This is a genomic window from Bacteroides sp. Marseille-P3684 (genome assembly GCF_900291465.1).
GTDB lineage: Bacteria > Bacteroidota > Bacteroidia > Bacteroidales > Bacteroidaceae > Phocaeicola_A.
This window is the reverse complement of sequence record NZ_LT985808.1, coordinates 3485680-3508607: the sequence shown is the minus strand read 5'-3', so window position 1 is coordinate 3508607 and position 22928 is coordinate 3485680. Positions and strand designations below refer to the sequence as shown.

At 58.8% G+C, this 22928-nt stretch carries 13 protein-coding genes; 6 read left to right on the top strand and 7 right to left on the bottom strand.

Annotation, left to right across the window (positions count from 1 at the left end):
- Nucleotides 1-56 precede the first annotated feature (56 nt).
- The 6 genes from C8275_RS13835 to C8275_RS13810 all read left to right on the top strand — a co-directional run bounded on the left by C8275_RS13835 (nucleotide 57) and on the right by C8275_RS13810 (nucleotide 14275).
- A complete protein-coding gene (locus tag C8275_RS13835; RefSeq protein ID WP_234395818.1) occupies nucleotides 57-3320 on the top strand; it encodes a glycoside hydrolase family 2 TIM barrel-domain containing protein in 3264 nt (1087 codons plus the stop codon).
- Between the two features lie 16 nt (nucleotides 3321-3336).
- Entirely contained in the window at nucleotides 3337-6180 is a 2844-nt protein-coding gene (locus tag C8275_RS13830; protein WP_106625593.1) for a glycoside hydrolase family 2 TIM barrel-domain containing protein, read from the top strand.
- A 191-nt stretch (nucleotides 6181-6371) separates the two neighbouring features.
- Nucleotides 6372-9626, top strand: coding sequence for a glycosyl hydrolase (locus C8275_RS13825; protein ID WP_106625592.1), 3255 nt, complete (start codon nucleotides 6372-6374; stop codon nucleotides 9624-9626).
- Between the two features lie 51 nt (nucleotides 9627-9677).
- Complete coding sequence (locus tag C8275_RS13820) at nucleotides 9678-11138, top strand: sialate O-acetylesterase (protein WP_106625591.1); 1461 nt, start codon at nucleotides 9678-9680, stop codon at nucleotides 11136-11138.
- Nucleotides 11139-11195: 57 nt separating this feature from the next.
- The gene (locus tag C8275_RS13815; protein WP_106625590.1) at nucleotides 11196-11645 is read left to right on the top strand and encodes a DUF6078 family protein; all 450 of its coding nucleotides are present in this window, start codon (nucleotides 11196-11198) and stop codon (nucleotides 11643-11645) included.
- 356 nt (nucleotides 11646-12001) lie between these two features.
- Nucleotides 12002-14275 (top strand): DUF5703 domain-containing protein, encoded by a 2274-nt coding sequence (locus tag C8275_RS13810; protein ID WP_106625589.1) that lies wholly within the window; start codon nucleotides 12002-12004, stop codon nucleotides 14273-14275.
- A 113-nt stretch (nucleotides 14276-14388) separates the two neighbouring features.
- Here C8275_RS13810 and C8275_RS13805 read toward each other — a convergent pair whose 3' ends face one another.
- From C8275_RS13805 to C8275_RS13775, 7 genes are all read right to left on the bottom strand, one after another.
- Entirely contained in the window at nucleotides 14389-14859 is a 471-nt protein-coding gene (locus tag C8275_RS13805) for a hypothetical protein (RefSeq protein ID WP_106625588.1), read from the bottom strand.
- A 156-nt stretch (nucleotides 14860-15015) separates the two neighbouring features.
- Nucleotides 15016-17241, bottom strand: coding sequence for a tetratricopeptide repeat protein (locus C8275_RS13800; protein ID WP_106625587.1), 2226 nt, complete (start codon nucleotides 17239-17241; stop codon nucleotides 15016-15018).
- Between the two features lie 15 nt (nucleotides 17242-17256).
- The gene (locus tag C8275_RS13795; protein WP_106625586.1) at nucleotides 17257-18321 is read right to left on the bottom strand and encodes a porin; all 1065 of its coding nucleotides are present in this window, start codon (nucleotides 18319-18321) and stop codon (nucleotides 17257-17259) included.
- Between the two features lie 29 nt (nucleotides 18322-18350).
- Entirely contained in the window at nucleotides 18351-19310 is a 960-nt protein-coding gene (locus C8275_RS13790) for an ABC transporter substrate-binding protein (protein WP_106625585.1), read from the bottom strand.
- A gap of 281 nt (nucleotides 19311-19591) precedes the next feature.
- Nucleotides 19592-20848 carry a phosphoglycerate kinase gene (pgk, locus tag C8275_RS13785; RefSeq protein ID WP_106625584.1) on the bottom strand — a complete coding sequence of 419 codons (1257 nt, stop codon included), beginning with the start codon at nucleotides 20846-20848 and terminating at the stop codon, nucleotides 19592-19594.
- Nucleotides 20849-20947: 99 nt separating this feature from the next.
- Nucleotides 20948-21643, bottom strand: a complete 696-nt coding sequence (nth, locus tag C8275_RS13780) for an endonuclease III (RefSeq protein WP_022384104.1) — start codon at nucleotides 21641-21643, stop codon at nucleotides 20948-20950.
- A complete protein-coding gene (locus C8275_RS13775) occupies nucleotides 21640-22836 on the bottom strand; it encodes an MFS transporter (protein WP_106625583.1) in 1197 nt (398 codons plus the stop codon). The genes nth and C8275_RS13775 overlap by 4 nt, the downstream gene beginning before the upstream one ends.
- Between the last annotated feature and the right edge of the window lie 92 nt (nucleotides 22837-22928).

The following is a 22928-nucleotide window of genomic DNA, read 5'->3' as shown; positions in this document are numbered from 1 at the left end:
GAGATAGCAATTTGAGTAACTCAACATTCACAAGCATACACATGAAGCGTATCGGCATGTTGGCAGCGTTGCTGCTACCCTTGTTGGGCTTGCACGCCCAGCAGCATGATTGGGAGAACCATCACGTACTCCAGATAAACCGCGAGCCGGCACGTGCGGCGTTCATCCCCTTCGGCGTACAGAAGGGCGACCGCATGCTGTCGTTGAACGGCACCTGGAAGTTCCGTTGGACCAAGACTCCCGACGAACGTATTCCCGATTTTTATCGTACGGACTTTGACGATGCCTCGTGGACGGACTTTACCGTCCCCGCCAATTGGGAAGTCAATGGTTATGGAACCCCCATCTACGCATCGGCGGGCTATGTGTTCCGCATAGACCCTCCCTATGTGATGGGCGAACCGAAGCAGAAGTACACGACTTTCATCGAGCGGAACCCCGTGGGACAATACCGCCGCACGTTCACTTTGCCCGAGGCTTGGCAGAGCGGACAGACCTTCCTGCGCTTTGACGGCGTGATGAGTGCGTTCTACGTCTGGGTCAACGGCAAGCGCGTCGGCTACAGCCAGGGCAGCATGGAGCCGTCGGAGTTCAACATTACTCCCTACCTGCAGCCCGGGACGAACCAGGTGGCTGTGGAGGTCTATCGCTACAGCGACGGCTCGTACCTGGAGGACCAGGACTTCTGGCGTTTCAGTGGCATCCAGCGTGATGTCACCCTGTTCCATACGCCGGACATCCGCATCCGCGACTATGCCGTGCGGACACTTCCCCACGCCGGCTACGAGGACTTTACCTTGCAGATAGACCCGCAGCTGAGCGTGTTCGGCGAGGAGAAGAGCCGGAAAGGAAAAGGCTACAAGGTCGTGGCGGTCCTGACTGACAGGGAGGGGCAGACCGTCTTCAGCGGACAGGCGGACGCCGAGCCCATCCTGGACCTCGACCACAAGGCAGCCGTGATGAACGAATGGTATCCCCAACGCGGACCGCGCAAGCTGGGACGCATCGCGGGCGAAATCAAGGCGCCTCACCGCTGGACGGCAGAGACACCTTATCTATATACCCTGAATCTGTCGTTGCAGGACAGCCTCGGTCAGGTGGTGGAACGTGCCACGAGCAAGGTGGGCTTCCGCAGCGTCGAGGTGAAGGACGGGCAGGTGCTGGTCAACGGACGTCCCATCCGTTTCCGGGGCGTGAACCGGCACGAGCATGACCCGCGGACGGCGCGTGTCATGACCGAAGAACGCATGTTGCAGGACATTCTGCTCATGAAGCAGGCGAACATCAATGCCGTGCGCACGGCACACTATCCCAACCATCCGCGCTTCTACGAACTGTGCGACTCGCTCGGACTCTATGTCATGGATGAGGCGGACATCGAGGAGCACGGCTTGCGCGGCACGCTGGCAAGTACGCCCGACTGGCACGCAGCCTTCCTGGACCGTGCTGTCCGTATGGCGGAGCGGGACAAGAATCATGCCTGCATCGTGTTCTGGAGCATGGGCAACGAGAGTGGCTACGGTCCGAACTTTGCAGCCATCTCGGCCTGGCTGAAGGACTTCGACCCGACGCGCCCCATCCATTATGAAGGGGCACAGGGACTGGACGGCGCTCCCGACCCGTACACGGTGGACGTCATCAGCCGCTTCTATCCGCGTACGCAGGATGAATACCTGAATCCGGGCATCCCCGAAGGAGCCGACGAGGAGCGGGCGGAGAATGCCCGTTGGGAACGTCTGCTGTCCATTGCCGAGCGGACGAACGACAACCGTCCGGTGCTGACGAGCGAATATGCGCACTCCATGGGCAATGCCTTGGGGAACTTCCAGGAATATTGGGACGAGATTTACAGCAACCACCGCATGCTGGGCGGTTTCATCTGGGACTGGGTGGACCAGGGCATCATCCGCACCTTGCCCGACGGACGCGAGCAGGTGGCTTACGGCGGTGACTTCGGTGACCAGCCGAACTTGAAGGCATTCTGCATGAACGGCATCGTGCGGTGCGACCGTACGCTGACGCCCAAGTACTGGGAGGTGAAGAAGGTCTATCAGCCGGTCTACATGAAGCTGGCGAACTGGGATGCCGCCACGGGACAATGTGCCGTGGAGATGACCAACCACAACCACCACATCGGTGTCGACGGCTACCGCTGCCTCTGGACGTTGTACAGCAACGGCGTGAAGCAGGCGGAAGGGGAGGCGGAGTTGCCTTACATCCTCCCGGCGGAGTCGAAGAATGTGACGATTGACCTGGCTAAGGCAGTGAAGAAGATTGACTGGGAGACGGACGATGTGCGTCTGAACCTCTCGCTGGTGCTCAAGACGGCTTGTGACTGGGCTAAGGCAGGTCACGAGGTGGCAGCCGAACAGCTGACGCTGAAGGACAACCTGATGCAGCTGGCACGCACCGAGGTGAAAGGCGGACGCAAGCTGGCACTCACGACGGATGAGGCTGCCATCCGGGTGGAGAACAATGCCGTGCTGGCAGTCTGGGACGTGAAGTCGGCTACGCTCCGTCAGCTCGCTTATGCCGGGCGTACCGTCCTCCAGGCGAAGGACTCTCTGGCAGCAGCGAACTTCCAGGCGTTCCGTGCTCCGACGGACAACGACAAGAGCTTCGGCAACTGGCTGGCGAAAGACTGGCAGAAGAACCTCCTGCACGCCCCGAAGGTGGAGGCGCTGGCATGCACGGGCCGTGCACTCGATGATGGCTCGGTCGAAGTGGAGACCGCGCAACGGTATGCCTACCTTGCCGGGAGCATCCTGGTGAACAGTATATATAAGGTATATGAAGACGGGACGATAGACCTCAGCCAGACGTATACGCCGGAGGGAGACCTGCCGGAACTGCCTCGTCTGGGAGTGTCCTTCGTAGCCGACGCCGCCTGTGACAACGTGGAGTGGTACGGCTACGGTCCCATGGAGACTTATCCCGACCGGCACCGTTCTGCCACCATCAACTGGTGGAGAGCCAAGGCGGGCGACCAGTACACGCACTATCCGCGTCCGCAGGACTCGGGCAACCTGGAGTCGGTGGCTGTCATCCGTCTGACGGACGGGACAGGGCACGGCATCAGCGTGTCGGCACTGGACAAACCCTTCTCCGCTTCGGCACTGCCCTATTCGGTGATGGACATTTATCACGCCTCGCACGATTGCGACCTGCAGCCCTCCGGTGCGGTTTACCTGAACATCGACACCGCCGTATTGGGCCTGGGCAACAGCAGCTGCGGACCGGGCGTACTGAAGAAGTATGCCATCGAGAAGAAGCCGCATACGTTACACGTGCGGATTCAAGGATTCAGACTTAAGAACTAAAAACCCCTTAAACGATATGAAAAAGACAATGATGTGTGTTGCTTCGTTGCTGTTCTCGGCGGCGCTTTGGGCGCAGTCGTCGGTGGAGACGGAGCGACAGTACCTTTCCGGAACCGGATGCGACGACATGGTGCAATGGGACTTCATGTGCACAGGCGGCAACAACTCCGGCAAGTGGACCAAGATTGGTGTGCCTTCCTGTTGGGAGTGCCAGGGCTTCGGTACGTTCCAGTACGGCATGAAGTTCTATGGCAAGGCGTTCCCCGAGGGCATTGCCGATGAGAAAGGAATGTACAAGTATGAATTCACGTTGCCGGAGTCGTGGAACGGCAAGCAGGTGGAGCTGATTTTCGAAGCTGCCATGACCGACATGCAGGCGACCATCAACGGACGCAAGGCGGGTACGCCCCACCAGGGCGGCTTCTACCGCATCACTTACGACGTGAGCGACCGGGTGTTCTTCGGTCCGAAAAAGAAGAACGTGCTGGAAGTGACCGTCAGCAAGGAGAGCGAGAATGCCGGTGTCAACCTGGCGGAACGTCGTGCGGACTACTGGAACTTCGGCGGACTCATCCGTCCGGTGTTCATGATTGCCCGTCCGGCAATGAACATCCACCAGGTCGCCATCGACGCGAAGGCTGACGGAACGTTCAAGTCGGACTGCTACCTGAACATTGCCGTGCCCGGCGCGAAGGTGCAGACGGCGATTTATGATGCCGCCGGCAAGAAGGTGGGCGAGTCGGTGACGGCACTGCCCACGGGAGGGGACCACTGCCTCGTGAACATGGCGGTGAAGCAGCCTGCCCTGTGGACGGCAGAGACGCCGAACCTCTATAAGGCAGAGTTCACCCTGCTCGATGCCGACGGCAAGGTGCTCCACCGGATGAACGAGAAGTTCGGTTTCCGCACCATCGAGGTGCGCGAGAGCGACGGACTCTACATCAACGGTGTGAAGGTGAACATCCGGGGCGTGAACCGCCACAGCTTCCGTCCGGAGAGCGGACGCACGCTCAGCAAGGCGAAGAACATCGAGGACGTGAACCTCATCAAGAGCATGAACATGAACGCCGTCCGTCTGTCGCACTATCCGGCAGACCCGGAGTTCTACGAGGCATGCGACTCGCTCGGACTCTATGTGATGAGCGAGCTCTCCGGCTGGCACGGCAAGCACGAGACCATCGTCGGCCAGAAGCTGGTCAAGGAGATGGTGGAGCGCGACGTGAACCATCCGTGCATCATCTGGTGGAGCAACGGTAACGAGAAAGGCTGGAACGACGAGCTGAACGGCGAGTTCCACAAGTACGACCCGCAGAAGCGTCCCGTGCTCCATCCGCAAGGCAACTTCGGCGGCTTCGAGACCATGCACTACCGTTCCTACGGCGAGAGCCAGAACTACATGCGTCTGCCGGAAATCTTCATGCCGACGGAGTTCCTCCACGGTCTGTATGACGGCGGACACGGAGCCGGACTGTACGACTACTGGGAGATGATGCGCAAGCATCCCCGCTGTGCCGGAGGCTTCCTCTGGGTATTGGCGGACGAAGGAGTGAAGCGCGTCGACATGGGTGGCTTCATCGACAACGTGGGCAACTATGGAGCCGACGGCATTGTCGGTCCGCACCACGAGAAGGAGGGAAGCTACTGGACCGTGAAGCAGGTATGGTCGCCCGTACAGCTCATGAACGGTTCGATTGATGCCGACTTCGACGGGGTGTTCCAGGTGGAGAACCGCTACGACTTCCTCAACCTGAATACCTGCCGCTTCGTGTGGAAGCGCGTGCAGTTCCCTGCCGTGACGGAGAGCGGAGAGGCAAAGGTGCTGAAGCAGGGCGAGGTGAAAGGTCCGGATGTCCCGGCTCACGGCAAGGGGACGTTGACCATCCCGTTTGCCAACGACGGGGCGGATGCGTTGCAGGTGACGGCTATCGACAAGTACGGCAACGAGCTCTTCACCTGGTCGTATCCGTTGACTTATCAGGCGAAGAAGGCGGAGCTGGCTACTGCCGGCGCGGCACCTGCCATCCAGCGTGAGGCGGACCGGCTGACGGTGACCGCCGGCGGACGTGTCTTCACGTTCAGCCAGAAGGACGGACAGCTGAAGGGCGTCAGCGTCAACGGCAAGCAGATTGACCTGAAGGACGGACCGCGCTTCATCTGCGCCAAACGTGCCGACCGCTCCATGGACCAGTTCTACAACCACGATGACAAGGATGCCGAGAAGAAGAAGACCCAGTATACCGAGTTCGAGGACCTGGGCAAGCTCGTCAGCCTCGATGCGAAGGAGGACGGCAACCGTGTCGTGGTGACAGCCACCTACAAGCTGGGCTGCTTTGACAAGGCGGTGTGGACCATCGACAGCGAAGGAACGGCAGCACTGGACTTCTACTACAACTTCTCGGGAGTGGTGGACCTCATGGGTGTGAAGTTCGACTACCCCGAAGAGCTGGTTGTCAGCAAACGCTGGGTCGGCGACGGACCGTACCGCGTCTGGCAGAACCGTCTCCACGGTCCGCAGTACGGACTCTGGGAGAACGACTACAACGACCCCATCCCCGGAGAAAGCTTTGACTATCCGGAGTTCAAGGGTTACTTTGCCCACGTCGACTGGATGAGCCTGCGCACCAAGCAGGGGACCATCCACATCCAGAACGAGACTCCCGATTCCTACATCGGCATCTATGAGCCGCGCGACGGACGTGACCACTTGCTCTACACCCTGCCCAAGACCGGCATTTCGGTGATGAAGGTCATTCCGCCCGTACGCAACAAGGTCAACACGACCGACCTCATCGGACCGTCCTCACAAGCCAAGTGGGTGGACGGCACGCAGAGCGGACGCATCGTCCTGCGCTTTGAGTAAGAAGACTGACAAGGGAGAGACTGTGCCGGGGATGCAATTCGGCAGAGTCTCTCCTTTGCTTTGATACAGATTTTGTCTACTTTCGTCTGTGCTTTCAGCCGTTCGTTATCAGCATCCTCTGTCCGTACGAAGAGTTCGGAAGGCGGGGAAAGGGCTGAACAGGCAGAAAGAACAGATTCATCAACAGAACAATGAAGAAGAACAGATTAGCAACATGGAGTCTGGCACTGGCGTTGCTCGCCGGTCTGCATCCGCAGGCTGCCGCACAGACAACGCTCCAGGACCAGTTCACGCAACTCTCTTCGGAAGAAGCGAAGCCGTGGACCTTCTGGTACTGGATGTTCGGTGCCGTGACCAAGGAAGGTATTACCGCCGACCTGGAAGCGATGAAGCGCGTCGGACTGGGCGGTACGTATCTGATGCCCATCAAGTCGGTCTCTCAAGGACCTGAGTTCAACGGGAAGGCGGAGCAGCTCAGTCCCGAATGGTGGGAGATGGTGCGCTTCAGCATGCAGGAGGCGGACCGCCTCGGACTGAAGCTGGGCATGCACATCTGCGACGGCTTTGCCCTGGCGGGCGGTCCGTGGATTACACCGGAAGAGTCGATGCAGAAGGTGGTCTTCACCGATACCATCGTCAGCGGAGGGAAAGTGAACCTGCAGCTCTCCCGTCCGGAAGCTTACAAAGGCTATTACAGGGACATCGCTCTCTATGCCCTGCCGGTGAAAGGGCAGGCGGACGTCCGTCTGACGCCCCGCATGACGTGCGGCAACCTCAACGAGCCGGGTGACCCGAAGAAAGGGGTGAGCATCGATGAGAAGGGAGTCATCCGTTCATCGGTGCCCTGCTGGATTCAGCTGGAATATCCCGAAGAGATTACTTGCCGCAACGTGGAAATCATCCTCACCGGAAACAACTACCAGGCACACCGCCTGAAGGTGATGGCAAGCCGTGACGGAAAGGACTTCCGCTTCGTCAAGCAGCTGGAGCCTGCCCGACAAGGGTGGCAGAACACCGACGAGAACTCCACGCACTCCATCCCTCCGACCAAGGCGCGGTTCTTCCGTTTCTACTGGACGCCTGCCGGCAGCGAGCCGGGCAGTGAGGACATGGACGCTGCCAAGTGGAAACCCAACCTGAAAATCAAGCAGCTCGTCCTGCACTCCGAGCCACGCCTCAACCAGTGGGAAGGCAAGGCGGGACTGGTCTGGCGGGTGGCGAAGGACACGCCTGCCACGGATGTGCCCGATGCCGACTGTGTCAAGACGTCCGAGGTCATCAACCTCACCGCTTCCCTGAAGGACGGCGTGCTCGTCGCCACCCTCCCGAAAGGGCAGTGGCGCATCCTGCGCATGGGACATACCTCCACGGGACATGACAATGCCACGGCGGGAGGCGGACGCGGACTGGAGTGCAGCAAGTTTGATGCAAAGATTGTCCGCAAGCAGTTTGACAACTGGTTTGGCAAGGTCTTCACGATGGTGGACCGCGACCTGGCGAACCGGGTACTGAAATACATGCACGTGGACAGCTGGGAATGCGGCTGCCAGAACTGGAGCGACAATTTCGCCGCTGAGTTCAAGGCACGCCGGGGCTATGACCTCATGCCCTACCTTCCCTTGCTGGCAGGTATCCCGATGGAGACGGCAGCCCGTTCGGAACAGGTGCTGCGCGATGTCCGCACCACGTGTGCCGAGCTGGTGAAGGACGTGTTCTATGACACGCTGGCAGCATGCGCAAGGGACTATGGCTGCCAGTTCTCCGCCGAGTGTGTCGCACCGACGATGGTGAGCGACGGCATGCTCCATTACCAGTCGGTAGACCTGCCGATGGGGGAATTCTGGCTCCGCAGTCCGACGCATGACAAGCCCAACGACATGCTCGATGCCATCAGCGGCGGACACATCTACGGCAAACGCATCATCCAGGCGGAGGGCGGCACCGAGGTGCGCGGCATCTGGGACGAGGCGCCTGCCACGGTGAAGGCACTCTTTGACCGCAACTACGCCCTGGGCATCAACAAACTCTTCTTCCATGTCACCGCACACAACCCGTGGCTCGACCGCAAGCCGGGCATGACGCTCGACGGCATCGGGCTGTTCTTCCAGCGCGACAATACCTGGTTCGAACAGGGAGGCAAGGCATTGGTCGACTACGTCCGCCGTTGCCAGACCCTGCTGCAGTACGGCTGGCCCGTGACGGACATTGCCGTGTTCACCGGCGAGGAGATGCCGCGTCGGGCAGTACTCCCGGACCGTCTGGTTCCGATGCTTCCCGGCATCTTCGGACGGGAACGGGTGGAGAGCGAGCACGTCCGTCTGGCAAACATCGGACAGCCGTTGCGCACCATGCCCGTCGGCGTGACCCACTCGGCAAACATGGCGGACCCGGAGGATTGGGTGAACCCCCTGCGCGGCTATGCCTATGACTCCTTCAACCGCGACGCCCTGCTCCGTCTGGCACAGGCTGACAACACGAAGGGTGTGATACGGATGCCCTGGGGTGGCGAGTACCGGGTACTTGTCGTTCCGCAGACGCGCCCGATGATGCCCAACCGCGTGTCTTCTTCCGAGGTGGAGAAGAAGCTCAAGGAGCTGTATCAGGCAGGTGTGCTGGTGGTCGACAAGCCGTTCCTCTACGACAGCTTCTCGGACTTCGGACTGGACCGCGACGTCGTGGTGCCGAAGGGCATTGCCTGGACGCACCGCCGGGGCGAGGAGGCGGACATCTACTTCATCGCCAACCAGGATGAGGCGGAGAGCAGCAGCTTCACGGCTTCGTTCCGCATCAGCGGCATGCAGCCCGAGCTGTGGAATCCCATGACGGGCGAAATCACCGAGCCGGGCATCTGGCGTGAGAAAGACGGACGGGTGGAAGTCGGGCTGTCACTGGCTCCTTCACAGTCGATGTTCGTCGTGTTCCGCCGTCCGGCATCCAAGGTGGGCAACGCCACGGTGGCAAGCGTACGCCGCCGTCCGCTGGAGGTGAAGGAGTGGAACGTGCACTACAACACCCTGAATACGGACGAGACCGTGACCGAGCTGCGCAGCTGGACACGTTCGTCCGACCCGAAGGTGCGCTATTACTCCGGGACTGCCGTCTACTCGACGGAGTTCAAGTGGAAGGCAGGCAAGTCCGAGCGTGGCAGCCGCGTGTTCCTGAAGTTCAAGGGCCTGAGCGATGTGGCTACCGTCCGCGTCAACGGGGTGCCCTGCGGCACGGCATGGACCGCCCCCTATGAGGTGGAAGTCACTTCGGCGTTGAAGAAAGGCAAGAATACCCTTGAAATCGAGGTGACCAATACCTGGGCGAACGCGTTGCTCGGTGTGGACGAGGGCAAGGCTCCCTTCGACGGCATCTGGACGAATGCCAGGTACCGGATGGCAGAGAAGGAGTTGCTCCCTGCCGGACTGACCGCTCCCCTGGAATGGAAACTGGTGAAGTAAAAGAGAATGGACGGGGCTTTTCCCCCGTCCGCCATAATAAAGAAATCTATCATGAAAGGATTGAAGACACTGGCTGCCCTGGCTCTGATGCTGTCGGCAGCCGTCAGCCTGCGGGCTGAAATCAGACTGCCGGCATTCTTTGCCGACAACATGGTGCTGCAACAGCAGACCCAAGCCAACCTCTGGGGCTGGGCAAGCCCCTCGAAGACCGTCACCGTGAAGACCGGATGGGACGGGAAGACCTATACGACGACTGCCGCAGCGGACGGCAAGTGGAAGCTTGCCGTGGAGACGCCCGTTGCCGGAGGACCCTATGACCTCACCATCAGCGACGGACAGCCCCTGACCCTGAAGAATGTACTGATTGGCGAAGTCTGGGTATGCTCCGGACAGAGCAACATGGAGATGCCCATGAAGGGCTTCAAGATGCAGCCCGTGGAGGGTGCCAACATGGACGCGGCATACAGCCGGAACCCCCACATCCGTCTCTTTACCGTCGGTCTGAACTCACAGACGACACCGCAAGACACGGTGAAGGGGCACTGGAGCGAAGCGTGCGCCGAGAGCGTGCGGGAGTTCAGCGCCACGGCATACTACTTCGGGCGGATGCTCAACCGCGTGCTCGACGGTGTCCCCGTCGGACTGATTGTGACGGCGTGGGGCGGCTCTGCCTGCGAGGCATGGATGAACCCCGCCTGGCTGAAACCCGAATGGATGAAGAACTACAAGTACCCCGTGCCGGCTCCCGGCGGCAAAATCCCCTCGAAGAACCGTACAGCCACCGTGCTCTACAACGGCATGCTGCATCCGCTCATCGGCTACACGATGCGGGGCGTCATCTGGTACCAGGGCGAGGACAACTACGACCGGGCATGGAGCTATGCCGACCAGCTCAGCACCATGGTGCGCGGCTGGCGCACGGAGTGGGGGCAGGGCGACTTCCCCTTCTACTTCTGTCAGATTGCTCCCTATGACTACAGCCTCCTCTTCAAGGAGGGCGAGGAAGTGCCCAATTCCGCTTTCCTGCGCGAACAGCAGGCGAAAGCTGCCGAGCTGATTCCCAACAGCGGCATGGCGGTGCTGCTCGATGCCGGACTGGAGACATGCATCCATCCGCGTCAGAAGAACAAGGCAGGCGAACGGCTGGCACTGCAGGCGCTCTGCAAGACCTACGGCATGAAGGGGCTCGTCTGCGACCCTCCCGTCTATAAGGAGATGGAGGTGAAGGGCGACACCGTCATCATCACGTTCGACCGCAACAAGATGTGGCCCGCCGGCAAGGGCGTGTTCACCTCGAAGAACTTCCAAGTTGCAGGCGAGGACCGCGTCTTCCATCCTGCCGAGGCATGGATTGTGCAGAAGCACGTCTATGTGAAGAGCAGCGAAGTGGCTCATCCCGTTGCCGTGCGCTACGGTTTCACGAACTGGGTCGACGGAGACCTCTTCGGCGAGGAAATCCCCGTCTCTTCGTTCCGTTCCGACAACTGGCCCGAAACAAAAGACATCAAATAAGGGAGGCGGACATTCGTCCGCCTTCTTCCACTCTTACTAACCAAAACCTGACGCTTTATGGATACAAGAATTTCTTTGACCTTTGACCAGATTCCACCCATGTTTTCCCTCTGTTTTCAGGGCGATTGTCCGAAGTCGGACACCTGCATCCGTTTCCTTGCCGGAAGCTGCCTTCCGGGCAACCGGGTTTACGGTCAGGCAGTTTACCCGACGGCACGGCAGGGCAACACCTGCAAGATGTACAAGGAGGCACGCATCATCCATGCTGCCTGTGGGTTTACCGCCCTCTTCGCCGAGGTGAAGCAGAAAGACAGCTCCACGTTGCGCAACCGCATCCGGGCTTACCTGGGTGGAAAGACAACCTACTACCGCTTCCATCACGGCGAGCGGATGCTCACCCCCGAACAGCAGAAGTGGATCATCAACCTCTTCCACCGTTACGGCTACACGGGCGATTTGCATTTCGACGCGTATCGGGACATCTACGACTTCACGGAAGAATACTGACCCCTTCAGCAACACCTTGGGGCACCTGCTTCATGGTACTGTCAGTCCCACGCCGTGGAACCGTGAGTCCCACGCCGTGGAACCGCGAGTCCCAGGCCGTGGAACTCCGATTCCCAAGCCGTGGAACTTCGAGTCCCAAGCCGTGGAACTTCAAGTCCCAAGCTGTGGAACTCCTTTTGGGACTCGGCTTGCCGGATTCATGTATGCTTCTTGGGGAGCTTGTATGAAGAAGTGTGTGCCTGGAAAGTATTGATTAACAGATAACCTAAGTCCGGTCTGTACGGACGTCGGCTGGCGGGGAAGGAACTTCGTCAGCGGTGTCTCCGTACTGTCGGACCTTGAAAATGACGAGACAGATGCTTCGATTCACAACATTCTTAGCGACCGTCCTGGTGTCCCTCGGCCTGTGGGCACAACCGGACGACTACACGTGGACCACGCCGAGCCGGAACTCTTCGGAGTCGATGCCTTGCGGCGGTGGCGACATCGGCATGAACGTATGGGTGGAAAACGGCGAACTGCTGTTCTACCTGAGCCGCAGCGGTACCTTTGATGAGCACAATACGCTCTTGAAGCAGGGGCGTGTGCGTGTCCGGCTGGACGACCCCTCGCTGCTGGACGGTGACTTCCGGCAGACGCTGAAGCTGAACGACGGCTATGTGGAGGTTCTGCTCCGCGGCGTCACCGTGCAGCTGTGGGCGGATGTGCACCGTCCGGTGGTGCACCTGGAGCTGTCGGGCAAACGGCCCTTCACCTATACGCTGGCGTACGAGAACTGGCGGTATGCCGACCGTCCGCTGCGCAAGGGAGAGGGGCAGCAGTGCTCCTACAAGTGGGCGATTCCCAAGAAGGCGGTGACGACGCACGACGTGATGGAGCCCGCGGACGACGGCGTGCTCTTCTACCACCGCAACCCCGGGCGGACGGTCTTTGACGAGGTCGTCGCACAGCAAGGGCTGGAGGGCGTCAAGTCCCGTCTGATGAACCCCATCGGAAACCTGGTGAGTGGCGGAAAGCTGTGGGGCACGAACCTCACCTTCGTCGGGACAGCGGACGCGACGTATGCCGGTACGGACTTCCGTGCCTGGCAGTTCCGTGCGCGGCAGGCAGCCCGTCGGCACGAGGTGCTGATAGCCCTGCACACCCGGCAGACCCCCGACCTGGAGGCATGGAGGGACGGCTTGCGGCAGACCGTGGCTTCCGTCCGTACCGAGAGCGACCGCCGGGAGACACGTGCCTGGTGGAACGCCTTCTGGCAGCGCAGCTTCATCGACGCGCCAGCCGGCACCAAGGCAGGAACGCTGGCGCGCAATTACACGCTCTTCCGCTACATGCTGGGTTGCAACGCCTACGGAGCCTACCCGACGAAGTTCAACGGCGGACTCTTCACGTTCGACCCTTGCGGGGTGGACTCCACGCAAGCCTTTACACCCGACTACCGCAAGTGGGGAGGAGGCACGATGACGGCGCAGAACCAGCGCCTGGTCTATTGGGGAATGCTCAAGAGCGGGGACTTCGACCTGATGCCGTCGCAGTTTGACACCTACCTGCGCATGCTGGGCAATGCCGAGCTGCGGAGCCTGGTCTACTGGGGGCATGCCGGGGGCTGCTTCTGCGAGCAGATAGAGAACTTCGGACTGCCCAACCCGGCGGAGTACGGCACGAAACGTCCCTCCTGGTTTGACCCCGGACTGGAGTACAATGCCTGGCTGGAGTATGAGTGGGACACCGTGCTGGAGTTCTGCCAGATGATTCTGGAGACATACCGTTACCGTCAGGCTGACATCAGCCGCTATCTTCCCCTGGTGGAGAGTGCACTGACGTTCTTTGACGAGCACTACCGCTATCTGGCTTCCCGTCGCGGTCGGAATGCCCTGGATGCTGACGGCAAGCTGGTGCTCTTCCCCGGTTCCGGCTGTGAGACTTACAAGATGGCGAACAATGCCGCCTCGACCGTTGCCGCCCTGCAGACGGTCACGCGCACCCTCATCGAGGTGAAGGAAGCGCAGGGCGATACAGCCACCTCGGCATGGCGCAGCCTGCTCGTCCGCATCCCGGAGATTCCCCGTCGGGTGGTCGACGGACGGGAGATGATTGCACCGGCAAAGACCTGGGAGCGCATCAACAATGTGGAGACTCCCCAGCTCTATCCCGTCTTCCCGTGGCGCATCCACACCGTCGCTTCGGCGGACGCGGAAGGGTTGGAAGTGGCGCGCAACACCTATCTCCACGATGCCGACGCGCTGAAGTTCCGCACGTCGAAGGGCTGGAAGCAGGACAACATCTGGGCTGCCTGCCTGGGTCTGACGGATGAGGCGGTGAAGTGGACGGATGAGAAGCTGGCTGACGGTCCGCACCGTTTCCCTGCCTTCTGGGGTCCCGGCTACGACTGGACTCCCGACCACAACTGGGGCGGCAGCGGCATGATTGGCCTGCAGGAGATGCTTCTGCAGACGGAAGGTGACAGGATATACATCCTTCCGGCATGGCCTCGCGACCGGGATGTCCACTTCAAGCTCCATGCACCGGGCAACACGACGGTGGAGGTGCTCTATGAAGACGGGCAGGTGAAACGGCTGGAGGTCCTGCCTCGTGAGCGTAAGGCGGATGTGGTGATGCCTGCGGAGTGAGATAAGTACGATTTAGCCCGAATCGTCATTAGGCTCAGAGTGGTCTGATGCGATTCGGGCTTCTTATTTACTGTGACTTCAGTTTGCGAAAGTCGAAGGATTGCTTTCAGCGGTTAGAAGTCATCATAGTCGGTGTCTCGGATTTGTCGTTTGAAGAGAATAACTAAATTGGCTCTTCCTTCGGCTGACATGAAACCGCAGGTAATAAATTGTGGAATGGACAAACCGTCTTTAGGAGTGAATAGGATTTTGTACTTGCCTTTTCCCTCTTTCTCGATTGTCATCACACCAAAGTCTATCTTGTCTAACTGATTTTCTTTGCAGTAGATGGTTGCTTGGTGGTGTTCATCAATGGGTTGGATGCTCATGGACTTTTCCTTCATTTCTTCCGTGATAGGATACATGGGAGATTCGTCCATGTTGAATCCCCACATTTCGCAATCCGGATCTACTTCGACATGTACTTCCGCATTCTTATCGGACAGGGTAAACCAGTTCGGAGAGATGTGGGGTGAATAATCCTTCTTTTCGCATGAAAGGAGCAGGAGCATACTGGCAAAAAGGAGCAAAAATCTTGTTCTCATAATGGTAAGTTTTTGTTAGAATATGCAAGTCTTTTACCCGAAGACTGTCCTTTGTCGAAAAACTACTATGAGAAGGGAAGAACTTTAAGGTTTTGTAACACGACTCTTTTGCTCTTCCCCTGTTCCTTTCATGCACCGAAGCCCTTCTATATATCTTTACTCCCCCTCCCCATAGCGCAGCACATCCGCCATGAGGGTCAGGTCGTCGGGAGAGACATGCTGACGTTCCAGTTCCTCCCGGTCCTTGAAGAGGAGGTCGATGAACGACTCCGTGTCACCCTTCGCACGGCAGCCCTTCAGGTACAGAGATACGGCACGTTCCGTGTTGCCCTGCACCCAGGCGGTGTGGCCGGCATTCAGGTAGTCCTGCACATCGGGTTTGTCGGCTTGGAGCAACTGGTTGTAGTATTTCTCTGCCTGGTCATACTTGCCGGTGATGAACGAACACCAGGCGATGCAGCGACGGGCACGCAGGGAACTTCCGTCGAGGTATTCCACCTTGAAGAAGCGGGCAAAAGCATCCTCGTAACGTTCCATCTCCACTTCGCATTCCCCCGTCTGGAGCAGCAGGGCGAGGTTGTCCGGTTGCATTTCCAGCGCCTTCAGGTAGTAGGGGTGGGCAGCTTCCGGTTCCTTCGACAGGCGGAAGCACTGCGCCAGGTGACGGATGGTCCACAGCACATCCGGCTTCAGCACATCGGCTTGCAGGTATGCCTCGATTGCCTTCGGATAGTCTTTGGTCTTCTGGTGACAGAATCCCACCTTCTGAAATAGTTCCGCATCCACGGCTCCGTCCGCGACAAGCTCGTCAAACAGGCGCAGGGACTCGTCGTAGTATTCCTTGTGAAACAGGTATTCAGCCACCTTGCGACGTGCGTCGGCATCGGAGAGGAGCGGACGCAGGAGTCTGTTGTCGCGGAAGTTGAAGGACAACGTCTCGAAGATGTCGGTGAACTCATGGCGTCGGGGATGCACCTTGAAGAAGCGGTAGAGGTCTTGCAGGTATTGTCGGTTGATGACTTCGGCTGAGGCATTCTCCTGTTTCCAGGCTTCCGCCTCCTGGGGCAGCTCGTTCTGTCCGGGAAAGCCGGAGGCGAACATCTCCCGTTGCTTGGCGGGGATGTTGTTCACCGTGAGGCAGAAGGAGTATTTGTCGGAGTTGCAGAAGAAAGGCGAGGCGAGGATGCCGCGCACCATGAAGTTCTTCTGCTGTTCCTCTTCGGGGAAGACACGGACGACCACGCTGTGCTGCGGGTCGAAGGGATAGAACCAGTTGCAGACGTTGCGGAAGAACGGGAAGCTCTTCAGCTGGGAGAACGTGCTCATGTAGACATCGATGCCCTCCATCTGCATGTTGCCCAGCTCCTGCATCTTGCTGGTCAGTCCTGCATTTTCCTCCTCCCACTTCTTCCATTCCGGGTTCTTGTCATCGAGGAGCGTCTCTTCGTCCAGCTCGATGAAGTTGATTTTCGAGCGGTTGATGTTGCGGCTGTTCTTGAGGACCTCGGGGATGATTTCATCGCGCATCTTGCGGTCTGCCTTCTTGGTCTCGCGGATGCGCAGCAGCTGAATCTGCATCTCCAGCAGCCGTCGGGTGAAGTCCGGCTTCTCCTGCAACAGTTGCAGGCGTGCCAGCAGTTCCGGTTCAGCCGTCAGTCTTTTCTCATAGGCGAGACATGCCAGGACGATGCCTGTCAGCGCACGCTGTGCCACCTGTATATCGGTGTGTTCGCAGGCATCAAAGAGGCAGTGCAGCTTGCGGGCATCGAACACCTGCAGCAGTCCCATCGTCACCGCACTCACGAAGAGTGCCAGGTCGTTGGAAGGCACCAGTACCGATGCGAGGAAGGTGCGCGCCTCCTCCAGCATGCCGGCACCCCATGCCGGCGAGGTCCACACTTTGTTGAACAGGCTGTTCTGTGCCGACTCGTGGCTGGTGCGCAGCTTGTCCAGCTCTGCCGTCAGCTGTTCACCCTGATGGAGCAGGCGCGTCATCGCCATGTCCTCGGCGAACGTCTCGAAGACAAGACGATAGTCTGCCAGGCTGCGTGCATCCTGTTTCTGCTCGCGGAGGGTGGCATAGAACAGTTCCGACGAAATCAGCTCCATCTGCACCATGAGCAGGCGTTCGTTCAAGGCATAGGTCTTTCTGAGCAGGTCGGCATGAAGACGCTCACGTTGCGGGTCGCTCACGTTGCGGCGGAAGTACTGGAGCATGTAGCGGTAGGCAGTCTGTAGCTCGTCAAACTGGCTGTGCAGGTCCCATTCGGGTACCTCCTTTACGAACGACCCCAGTTCGTCGAGCGCCTGCTTCAGCCGGTGGTTTGCCAGCAGGGCAGCGATGCTCTGATAGTGTGTCTGGATCTGATTGGCGTTGTTCATTGTCGTATGCAGTGATTAGAAACGTACGTAAAGCTGGAGCATGGCGGTGTGGTAGTTGTTCTTGCTCACGCTCCGTTCTCCTGTGTCGGAGTAGGCGGCCTGGCTGCCGTCGGTGTAGCTGTAGGTGCCCTGTATCATGAGGTTCTTCCACAGTCGGTAGTTCAGGGCGAGCGTGTAGAGGGCATTCTGTGTGTCGCTCGTCTTCTCGTCGCGGTACACGTCCCACACGGCATAGGCCTTCAGCTTCTTGCAGAGGGGAGCCCCCACGGAGACATACCAGGCGTCGGCGCGTGTGGCGGCAAACCGGTTGTCGGTCTTTCCACCCTGTGAGGTGGCATATTCGGCACGCACCGTCCAGTCGCCCTCGTACTTGATGCCGTAAGCCATGCGGTTGCGGTCGACGGTGACATTGTTCTTTGTGTAGCGTCCCGTCCAGCCGAAGGCACCGATTTGCAGTTCCTTGGTCGGGGATACCCACAGACCGCCGATGACATCCTTCTGTTTGTTCTCGTCAGAGTGGTTGATGCCCTGTCCGTTGTACACGCCCACCTGGTAGTGCAACCAGCGGTGGTCTTCGGCAGGGAACAAATCGCCCTGCACCACGATGCCGGCATCACGTCCGCCTGACGAATGTTCGCCCACACGGTCGCTCATGCCTGCCAGCTTCTGCACCAGCTGGGAGTAGTTGCCGAACCCCGTATCCCAGGGGCTGTAAGGGTTCTCGAAGGTGAAGACGCGCTTCATCTGTCCGAACTTCACGCTGAATTCGGGGAAGCGTTTCCACTCGCCGTAGGCATCAAGCAGGCGGACCCCTTTGTCCACTCCCGGTGCCCCGCTGTACTCCAGCTGGATGTAGTAGTTCCACTCCTTCAGGATGGTTCCCTTGACGTAGCCGCGCACCATGCGCAGGTCAAAGCCGCCCCCATTCTTGGAGGTGCGGTCGTTGGTATATTGGGCGCGTCCGACGAGGTAACCCCCGAATTGCGGGACGCTGGCAATCTCTTTCAGTTTCAGTTGGGCGCAGGCAGGCAGGACCAGCAGTGCTGCCAGCAACAGCGCGTAGAATCGTTTATAAGTCATGGTTCAATGTTCGATGAAAAAGGGGAATGTTAGTTCTTCTTCCTCAGACTGTTCAGCACGGTGCGGTCGACAATGTCAGCGGAGAATCCTGCCGGAATCAGCTCGTAGCGCTTCATCCATTGGGCGGCAGAATCGACGTGTGCTTGCGGGATGGGGCGTGCCCGGTGGAACGGGGCGATGCGGATGGGCGCCTTCCAGTGGGGGAAGCCGATGCTGTCTGCCACAGGGCGGTACCAGCTTCTCACGGGGTGGGAGTTCATGTAGTCCACTGCCCGGTCGTATGCCCGGATGAGCTTGCGGATGGACTCGGCTTTCTTGTTCAGAGCCTGTTGGCTGAATGCTGTCACGGTGGTGATTTCGTCAAGCTCGCGGAAGGAGTACAGCTTCAGGGCTTTCCTCCGCACCGCCTGTGTGGAGTAGGGTTCGCGGAAGATGCCGGCATCCACCTGTCCGTTGAGCAGCATCTCCATCCGTGTCACGTTGTCGCCGATGGCCGGTTTGCTCACCTCGTCGTTGGTCAGTCCCGCACTGTGGATGAGGCGGTCGGCAAGGTAGTCGGCAGCCGTATAGCTTGCCACGGCGATGGTGCGGTCCTTCAGGGCAGTGTGTGTCAGGATGGTCGAGTCGGGCGTGCCGAGCAGGTAGAAGCACCCCTCGTTGCCCATGACGGGATGGATGCGGTTGCCTTGTGCAGACATGCGCAGGGCATCGGTCAGGTCAAAGATGCAGCCGTCAAGCCGCCCCTTGCGGTAGAGCGTGTCACATTGAAGCTTCGATTCCATCCGCAGGAAGAATGGTCTGACCTGCAACGAATCGAAGTATCCCTGTTGGAGTGCCAGGTAGAAAGGCAGCATGTCGCTCGACGGGAAGTAGCCTATGACCAGGTCGGGCTTCACGGCGACGGGTTTCTCCTTCCGGAACAGTCCGCATGAAGTCAGGGACACGAGTCCCAGACAGAAGCAGAGAAGGGCTGTAGCTTTTAGTCTCATAGCTGAACGATGGATGGGTGAGAAAGACAAAAGAAAGAGGATGTCTCAAGGCTTGTGCTTCAGGCGCAGAGGACACCGCTGATGCGGGGAAAGTCCTTCCCGTTGCACTGGGAAGCAGGAACCCTGCGTCGTCTGCATGCAAGAAACTGGCCTGATGTGCAGGTTGAGACAGCCTCTTTCTTCATGGAATTAAAGTTTCGCAGACTCCGGCCTGTCCGTTGACAAGAGCTTGCCCGGCAGCTGTCGGAGTCTGCGAAAGTGGGGTATACAAACCAATAGCCTTAGCCTTTGATGGCTGCGATGCCCGGCAGTACTTTGCCTTCGATGGCTTCCAGCAAGGCGCCGCCACCGGTTGACACGTAAGATACGCCGCTGGCAAGGCCGAACTTGTTCACGCAAGCCACGGAGTCGCCGCCACCCACGAGTGAGAAGGCACCGTTCTTGGTAGCTTCCACGATGGCTTCACCCACGGCACGCGAACCGTGTGAGAAGTTGTCGAACTCGAACACGCCGGTCGGACCGTTCCACAGGATGGTCTTCGAACCCTTGATGACGTTGGCAAACAGTTCCTCGGACTTCGGACCGATGTCCATACCTTCCCATCCGTCGGGAATTTCCTTGGAAGGAACAATCTTCGTGTTGGCGTCGTTGGAGAAGGCATCGCCCACCTTGGTGTCGACAGCCAGTACCAGGTTCACGCCGTTTTCCTTGGCTTTCTTCATGATGTCCAGCGCCAGGTCGAGCTTGTCCTCCTCGCAGATGGAAGTACCAACCGTTCCGCCCATGGCTTTCATGAACGTGTAGGTCATGCCGCCGGCGAGAATCAGGTTGTCCACCTTGGTCAGCAGGTTCTCGATGATTTCAATCTTGGTCGACACCTTCGAGCCGCCCATGATGGCAGTGAACGGACGCTTGATGTCGTTCATCACCTTGTCGACAGCCTTCACCTCTTTCTCCATCAGGTAACCGAACATCTTGTGGTCGGCATCGAAGTAGTCGGCGATGAGAGCCGTTGAGGCATGTGCACGGTGTGCCGTACCGAAGGCGTCGTTCACATAGCAGTCAGCATAGGAAGCCAACACCTTGGTGAACTCCTTCTGGCTTTCCTTGATGGCCTTCTTGGCAGCCTTCTTCTCTTCGTCCGAAGCATCGTCGGCAAGACCGCGGGGTTTGCCTTCCTCTTCTGCATAGAAGCGGAGGTTCTCCAGCAGGACAGCCTCGCCCGGTTTCAGGGAAGCCACGATATCTTGAGCCTTTTGGCAGTCGTCAGCAAATTTGACATCTACGCCCAACACTTCAGATACATGAGCCAGGATGTGTTTCAACGAATACTTGGGATCCGGGTTCTTCTTGGGGCGTCCCATGTGAGAAGCAATGATCAGCATACCGCCATCGGCCAGGATCTTTTTCAAGGTAGGCATGGCTGCACGGATACGGGTATCGTCGGTGATGTTGAAATTCTCGTCCAGGGGAACGTTGAAGTCTACACGGACAAATGCCTTCTTTCCGGCAAAATTGAAGTTGTCAATGGTTTGCATAGTGTTTTTGATTTTTGTTATATGGATTTTAGTTCTTGGCAATATTCTGTGCACGCAAAGGTAGGAATTTTATGCTTTCAGTCAAGGCGTTTGCCCGGCTTATTTCGCTTCGGAAGTACCCGGATTGGTTTCAGATTTGTCAGCTTCCCGGAGTTTGTGCTCCTTTTTGTAATGTTTGCATAGCAAATTCAGACCACATTGTTCACACTTCGGCCGACGGGCGATGCACGTGTAACGTCCATGCAGGATGAGCCAGTGGTGGGCAGTGGGGATGACCTCTGCGGGGATATACTTTGTCAGTTCTTTTTCTACACTGAGCGGGGTGGTGCAACGGTCGGGGACCAGTCCGATGCGGTGGCTCACACGGAAGACATGGGTGTCGACTGCCATGGCGGCTTTGTTGAACACCACCGCCTGGATGACGTTGGCTGTCTTCCGTCCCACGCCGGGGAGCTTGACCAGTTCCTCCAGCGTGTCGGGCACCTCGCCGTGGTAGTCATTGACCAGCATGCGTGCCATGCCCACCAGGTGCTTGGCCTTGTTGTTGGGATAGGAGACACTGCGGACGTACTCGAAGACGGCTTCCGGGGTGGCGGCTGCCATCACTTCCGGGGTGGGGTATGCCTCGAACAGGGCAGGGGTGATGAGATTCACCCGCTTGTCCGTACATTGCGCCGAGAGGATGACTGCCACCAGGAGTTCGTAGGGGTTCCGGTAGTGCAGCTCGGTCTCGGCGACGGGGATTGCCTCGCGCATGTACGCCATGACCCGGTCATAGAGTTCTTGTTTTTTCATCTTACCTTGTTATGATTAAAATGTGGAGTGACCTTGAAACGGAAATAGAGCGCCGAGATGATGGTGAGCGTGGCACCGAACAGGTAGGCGTCGTGGAAATTGCTGATGTGGGCGATGTATCCGCCTGCCACCATACCCAGACCGATGCCTACGTCCCACGAGGTGAGGTAGGTCGAGGTGGCTGTGCCGCGCTGGCTGTTGGGAGCCAGGTTGACAAAGAGCGTGTTGAAGGCGGGGAACATGGTGCCGAACCCGATGCCCAGGAACAGGGCGACACCGAAGAAGAGGTAGCCGGCTGCCGTTGCCGACCAGGCGTAGAGGTTCTCGCAGGCTGCCAGCAGGAAGAAGCAGACGATGACCACACAGTTGCCTGCCGAGATGACCTGGGTGATTTTTCCCCGGTCGACCATCCGTCCGGAGAACAGTCGGGAGATGGCAATGCCCACCGCCATGAAGGTGAAGAAGAAGCCTGTCTCGACATCCAACCCGATTTCCTGCGCATACATGGCGACATAGTTGGTCGTCATGCCGTAGGGGATGGAGAGCAGCAGCAGGGCGAGTCCCGCCGGCATGCCCTTCAGGAGGATGAAGCGGTCGAGGGAAATGGGCTCACGACGGACGGGTGCCTTGTAGGGTGTCTTCACCAGGGTTGCCATGACGAACCCCAACGCGGCGGACAGCAGCGAACAGGTGAAGATGAGCGTGAACGAGGCACCGGCATTGTGGGCGAAAAGTCCTGCCATCGGTCCCGTCGACATGGCAAAATTGTTTGCCAGTCCGTAGTAACCCAGTCCCTCGCCACGTCGCGACGACGGCATGATGTCGATGACGATGGTGTTTCCGCTGACGCTCACCATGCCGAACGACAGTCCGTGGATGAAGCGGAAGATGACGAACAGCGTGAGGGCGCCTGCCACGATGTAGCCGGCAAACATGCAGGTGAACACGAAATAGGCGAGCAGGTAGAGGGGCTTGCGGGCGAAGGTGTCGATGAGATAGCCCGAGAACGGACGGATGCAGAGCGATGCCACCGTGTAGGAAGCCAGGATGATGCCGATGCCCGACTCATTGACCCGGAAGACCTCCTGGAGGTAGAAGGGAAGCACGGGCATCAGGAACCAGAATCCGAAAAACAGCAGGAAGTTGGCTGCCAGGATGAAATAGTAGCTGGGAGTGAATAGTCTGTCCTTCATTGTATGGTAAAAGTTCTTGCTTGGATAGGGCGCTTGGGCGAAAGGCTTACCCGTCGGCAGACTCCTTGCCGGCAGATAAGCCTTTCACGCAT